Source organism: Pradoshia sp. (assembly GCF_051873915.1).
Classification (GTDB): domain Bacteria; phylum Bacillota; class Bacilli; order Bacillales; family Pradoshiaceae; genus Pradoshia.
Map to the genome: position 1 here is coordinate 1 of NZ_JBJEFJ010000196.1, position 4,913 is coordinate 4,913.

Sequence of the window (4,913 nt, forward strand, 5' to 3'; positions counted from 1 at the left end):
AATACCCCGTCTTCCTCGTTGGAGCGAGTGATATAATTAGCCGCATCTTTTACTTCTTGCACGGCGTTGCGGACGGCAAAGCTGTATTCAGCACATGCCATCAGCTCGATGTCATTGTATGTATCACCGAATACCATTGTTTCTGCTGGTGTGACATTCAATAGCTCTTGCAGATGCTGGACAGTGGTGCCTTTATGCACATTTGCATTTGTGATATCAATCCAAGCCACTTCGGATGCGACGATATAGGCGGAATCGAAGAATGGGGATAGTTTTTCCCTCGTTTCGATACATTTTTTCAACGGATCATGAATTGTGATTTTGATGAAGTCTTCCTTTATTTCGCTGAAATCAGCTACTTGTCTTACTTGTGCATAGGATCTGCGGACAATTGCTGCTTCCTCTTGGGATGTGGAGTCCTTAATGACCGCACCGCTTTGCGTGCACGCAATAATGGTATGGTCTGGGCTTAATTCCTCGAGAAGCTGGATGATGCATTGACCGAGTTCATTGCTTAGCAGGGATTCATAGACAAATTCCCCGTTATGCTTGATTCTTGTTGCGCTGTCTCCTAATATCCACAAATCTTTAGCATCTTCTCCGAATAGCTCCTCAACCCGTTCACATTGTTTCCCGGTGACAGGGGCAAAGTAGACATTTTTCTCCTCCATCAGCTGCTTAACTTCCTTGTACAGCTCCCTGTTATAATCCCCGCTGTTATTTAAGAATGTTCCATCCATATCAGTTAGCACTAATTTAATCATTTGAACCCCTCCGTTGTTGAATCATTTCTCTACCTCTTTATGATAACGGGGGGAGGCTTTGTGAAACATCCATTGGCTGCATTATGTCCGGGATGACACAAAAAATCATTTGTTTCATAACTGTCACACCATGTGACTTTTCTTGAGCTATGTTAAACTAATGTTGTCAATCTTCTTAGGAGAAGGAGCGTATTTATTCTATGTTCTCAAGTGAAGTCATTCGTTCGTTCAATGAGCTGGAAACAGCTATTTATCAATACATATGCCAGAATGGCGAGAAGGTTGTTTATATGAGAATCCGCGAATTGGCGGATGAAACGCATGTTTCTACAGCGACCATTCAACGCTTTTGCAAAAAAATAAACTGTGATGGTTTTTCTGAATTTAAGATTAAATTGAAGATGTACTTAACCGAGGAGAAGAAGCTGCCAATTAAAAACGCTGAACATTCCTTTGTGGAATTTTATGAGCGAACCTTGAAGGGTGATTTAGATCAAAAGGTGAAGGAAGCAGCTGTTGTGATCGGTAAAGCGGAGAATGTCATTTTCTTAGGAATAGGCAGCTCGGGGATTCTGGCTGAGTATGGGGCCAGGTATTTCTCAAGCATTGGGAAATTTTCCGTGCATATTAAGGATCCCCTCTTCCCGGTAAATTCCAGCCTCATGCAGGATAGTGTGACGATTGTCTTGTCGGTCTCAGGAGAAAATCATTTTACGGTTACTCATCTTAATCAGTTTAAGCAGAAGGGAAGCAAAATTATCAGTATAACAAACCATAATAATTCGACGGTGGCAAAGATATCAGATTTGAATATTCCGTATTTCGTGACGGAGGAATTTTGTGAAGGCTCCAATATTACGACACAAGTGCCAGTCGTCTATATCCTCGAATCCATGGGACGGAAAATACATCAATTGAATCAATAAAAAAGAAATCTTGCCGGCTCTAAAAAAGCTGACAAGATTTCTTTGTATCTGCACCTATTCTGTTTTAGCGGAAGCTTTCGCTGTAATGGCAATGGCAGAAACAGCGGCAATCCAGCAAAGGATTTGGGCGCTGCCATTCCATGCGGCTCCGTTAAAGAAAAGAATTTCCTTCAGCCCGTCAAAGAGGAAACGCATTGGAATCCATGGGTAGATCCAGTCAGCATAGAACGCTGGCATCATCTCTGGTGCAAGCTGGACTAATGGGAGACCGAAGAACATCAAGAGTACGAAAATCGGCAGGGCGGCATAGCCAATCCAGCTTAATGCGGCCAAGACCAGCAGGATGAAACCGCAGCTTGCGATGGAGGCGAATAAGGCTACATCATTGAAGCTTGCGTATTCAAAGCCGAGCATCCAGGTGGACAGCCATGTGGCGAGATAGCCAGTGAAGAACCCAAGCGCAGCTCCGACACCGATCTGCAATAAGCGAAATTTGAGCTGTTCGCCAATGGAATTGAATACACGCTTACGTCCTGCAAACCACATTAATACGGCACTGATAATGCTTCCTAGCCAAATCGGCTGGAATAGAGAGGTTGGAGCCATGGCTAAGTCTCCTGTTTGGTTGACCATGATGACCTCGCTTTGGATTGGGGAAGCGAAAATTTGTGCTTGTTCAGTTGATAAAGTCACATTTTTTTCTTTCATGGCCGCAAATAATTGCTGACTCATATTGGTGTTCAGCTGTGTGACCATGGCGGTTAGTGCCTGATTCACTACAGTTGCTACGTTTGTATTCATTCCTTGGTTCACATAGACCTGTAAGGCTGGTGATTCTGGCGCTGCTGTTTGAAGCGAAGCGTATTTCTCAGAGAAATCATTAGGAATCACGAGAGCACCGTAGATTTCTTTCTTATCCAACAGCTCATTCATTTCGTCCGTGTTTTTAACCACCGTGAATTTGAATGTCTCGTTTTTTGAAGTTTTAACATTCGTCTGAATCATGTTGACCATTGTTTCTCCCATCACGCCTTGGTCTTCTGATACAAGGGCAATCGGCAGGTCTTTCGGGTTGGAGCGTGCACTTGGAATGGCAGTGGAAACAAAGACGAATAATAATACGAGAACGGCACCAAATGCAGCGAAGAAAAATTTATTGTCTTTCACTTGTATTCCTCCTCATCTATTTATGAACACTGTGTTGATTAAATTACGTGTTTATCTTATCCTAGATATAACCAATACACCATCATCAATTTTGATGGAGATGTTCATTAAACGACAGATTCAAAAATGTGTTCATTAACTTTTTGGGAAAGAGGATAATCCATGACCAATAACTATGACCGCCGTGTCATCAGGACGAAAAAAGAGATTAAGGAAACCTTTATTTCCTTATTGGAGGAAAAGAACTTTGAGAAGATTTCCGTGCGAGATTTAACGGAACGTGCGGGAATCAATAGAGGCACCTTTTATCTGCATTACTTAGATAAATACGACCTTTTGGACAAGCTTGAGGGGGAACTATTTGCGAAGATTCAAGCGATTATTGATGAATTGCCGTTTACGAACCATCCCGATATGGAGGGGTTCGCAAAGGACCGCCTTGTTTTCATTATTCGTTTGCTTGAATGCTTTCGTGAAGAGGCTGATTTCATGAAGGTCATCCTGAGTGCGAATGGGGATGCTCATTTTAAGGAGAAGATACGGGAAGTCTTCGTTTACAATATCGAGGATGTTTTCTCTAAAGCATCGGAAGAGAATCAAATGCATTATCCATTGGAATTATACTATGCCTATATTTCCTCTGCCCATTTAGGGGTGTTAACTTACTGGCTGCAGACGGATTCGAAGGAGCCACCGGAAATGATTGCGAATATGCTGCTTGATATTATTTTAAAGGGTCCGCTGGCGGCGATTGGGCTCGACCGTTACTTCTATGGAAGCTCTGGTGATGGTTTCATTAAGTAGGACACTTTTGTCTATTATTGCTATTGACATATGACCATGAACCTAGATAATATATAAATAATTCAAAATATTTAAGAGGCATTGAAGAGAAGAGTAGATTAAGATGATTTCCCTAAAGAGAGCTTCGGAAGCTGAAAAGAAGCGGGAAGGAACTTGATTGAACATGGCCTCTGAGCCTCGTGCTGAAAGGATCGAGTATTCTATTGCGAGTAGGCTTCGGCGAGATTTGGTACTCGTTATCCATACCAGAGTGTAAAAAACGATTGATTCGTTTATGCACTTACTGAGGCTGTTTATGTGAATAAATAGTGAATTAAGGTGGTACCGCGTGCAATCACACCACGTCCTTAACGAATAGGAGGACGTGGTGTTTTTTATTTATATGCATACAGATAGGTGGGATTGTGATGAAACGATTATTAGTATTTCAATCTGATTTCGGATTAAGCGATGGGGCGGTCAGTGCCATGTACGGGGTGGCCTTATCAGTCGATCCCTCGCTGAAGATTAGCAATAATACGCATGACATTCCGACGTTCAATATTTGGGAAGGCTCCTATCGTCTCTTGCAGGCCATTCCGTATTGGCCAGAGGGCACGGTATTTGTATCAGTGGTTGACCCAGGAGTTGGCTGCGACCGCCGCAGTATTGTGGCGAAGACATCTGCCGGGCATTATGTAGTCACACCCGATAACGGTACACTATCCCATATTAAGAATAAGATTGGCATCACAGAGGCAAGGCTGATTGATGAGAAGGTAAACCGCCTTCCGCGCTCGGGAGAATCTTATACCTTCCATGGACGTGATGTATATGCTTATACAGGAGCAAGAATAGCTGCTGGTGTGATCAGCTTGAAGGAAGTCGGACCAAAGATTGACGTAAAGTCACTTGTGGAATTCCCTCTCTCTGAATTATATAAAAAGGAAGATGAAATCAAAGGTATTATTGAAATATTAGATATAAGATTTGGGAACTTATGGACCAATGTCCCAAGAGAACTATTTAAGCAATTGAATATCCCATTGGGTGATAAAGTATTAATCAAGATTGAAAAGGATAAAACTGTCCGGTATGAGGAGGAGGTCATTTATGGGCGCTCCTTCGCGGACAGTGAGCTAGAGGATGCGATTCTGTATGTCAATTCCCTTGATAACCTCGGATTGGCTCTCAATCAGAAATCATTTGCTCATACGTATGGAATTGGCACAGGCAGTGACTGGAAGATTTCTATACGTAAGTTGCGACGATG

The 4,913-nt window shown here is 42.6% G+C and carries 5 protein-coding genes and 1 other annotated feature; of the genes, 3 read left to right on the forward strand and 2 right to left on the reverse strand.

Annotated features, from left to right (window positions below; all coding sequences use genetic code 11):
• The coding region (locus ACI35L_RS16865; protein WP_439803399.1) for an HAD family hydrolase at window positions 1–764 on the reverse strand (764 nt) is incomplete at its 3' end.
• A gap of 200 nt (window positions 765–964) precedes the next feature.
• On the opposite strand from ACI35L_RS16865, the gene ACI35L_RS16870 reads away from it, so the two are divergent.
• The gene (locus tag ACI35L_RS16870; protein ID WP_439803400.1) at window positions 965–1,690 is read left to right on the forward strand and encodes a MurR/RpiR family transcriptional regulator; all 726 of its coding nucleotides are present in this window, start codon (window positions 965–967) and stop codon (window positions 1,688–1,690) included.
• A gap of 54 nt (window positions 1,691–1,744) precedes the next feature.
• On the opposite strand, the gene ACI35L_RS16875 is transcribed toward ACI35L_RS16870, so the two are convergent.
• Window positions 1,745–2,857, reverse strand: a complete 1,113-nt coding sequence (locus tag ACI35L_RS16875; protein ID WP_439803401.1) for a YhgE/Pip domain-containing protein — start codon at window positions 2,855–2,857, stop codon at window positions 1,745–1,747.
• A 162-nt stretch (window positions 2,858–3,019) separates the two neighbouring features.
• On the opposite strand from ACI35L_RS16875, the gene ACI35L_RS16880 reads away from it, so the two are divergent.
• Together ACI35L_RS16880 and ACI35L_RS16885 are read left to right on the forward strand one after the other, a co-directional pair.
• Window positions 3,020–3,661 carry a TetR/AcrR family transcriptional regulator gene (locus ACI35L_RS16880; protein WP_439803402.1) on the forward strand — a complete coding sequence of 214 codons (642 nt, stop codon included), beginning with the start codon at window positions 3,020–3,022 and terminating at the stop codon, window positions 3,659–3,661.
• Window positions 3,662–3,733: 72 nt separating this feature from the next.
• Window positions 3,734–4,013 (forward strand) — a binding site (T-box leader).
• Between the two features lie 52 nt (window positions 4,014–4,065).
• Window positions 4,066–4,913, forward strand: an 848-nt coding sequence (locus ACI35L_RS16885; protein ID WP_439803403.1) for an SAM hydrolase/SAM-dependent halogenase family protein, incomplete at its 3' end; no start/stop codon positions are given.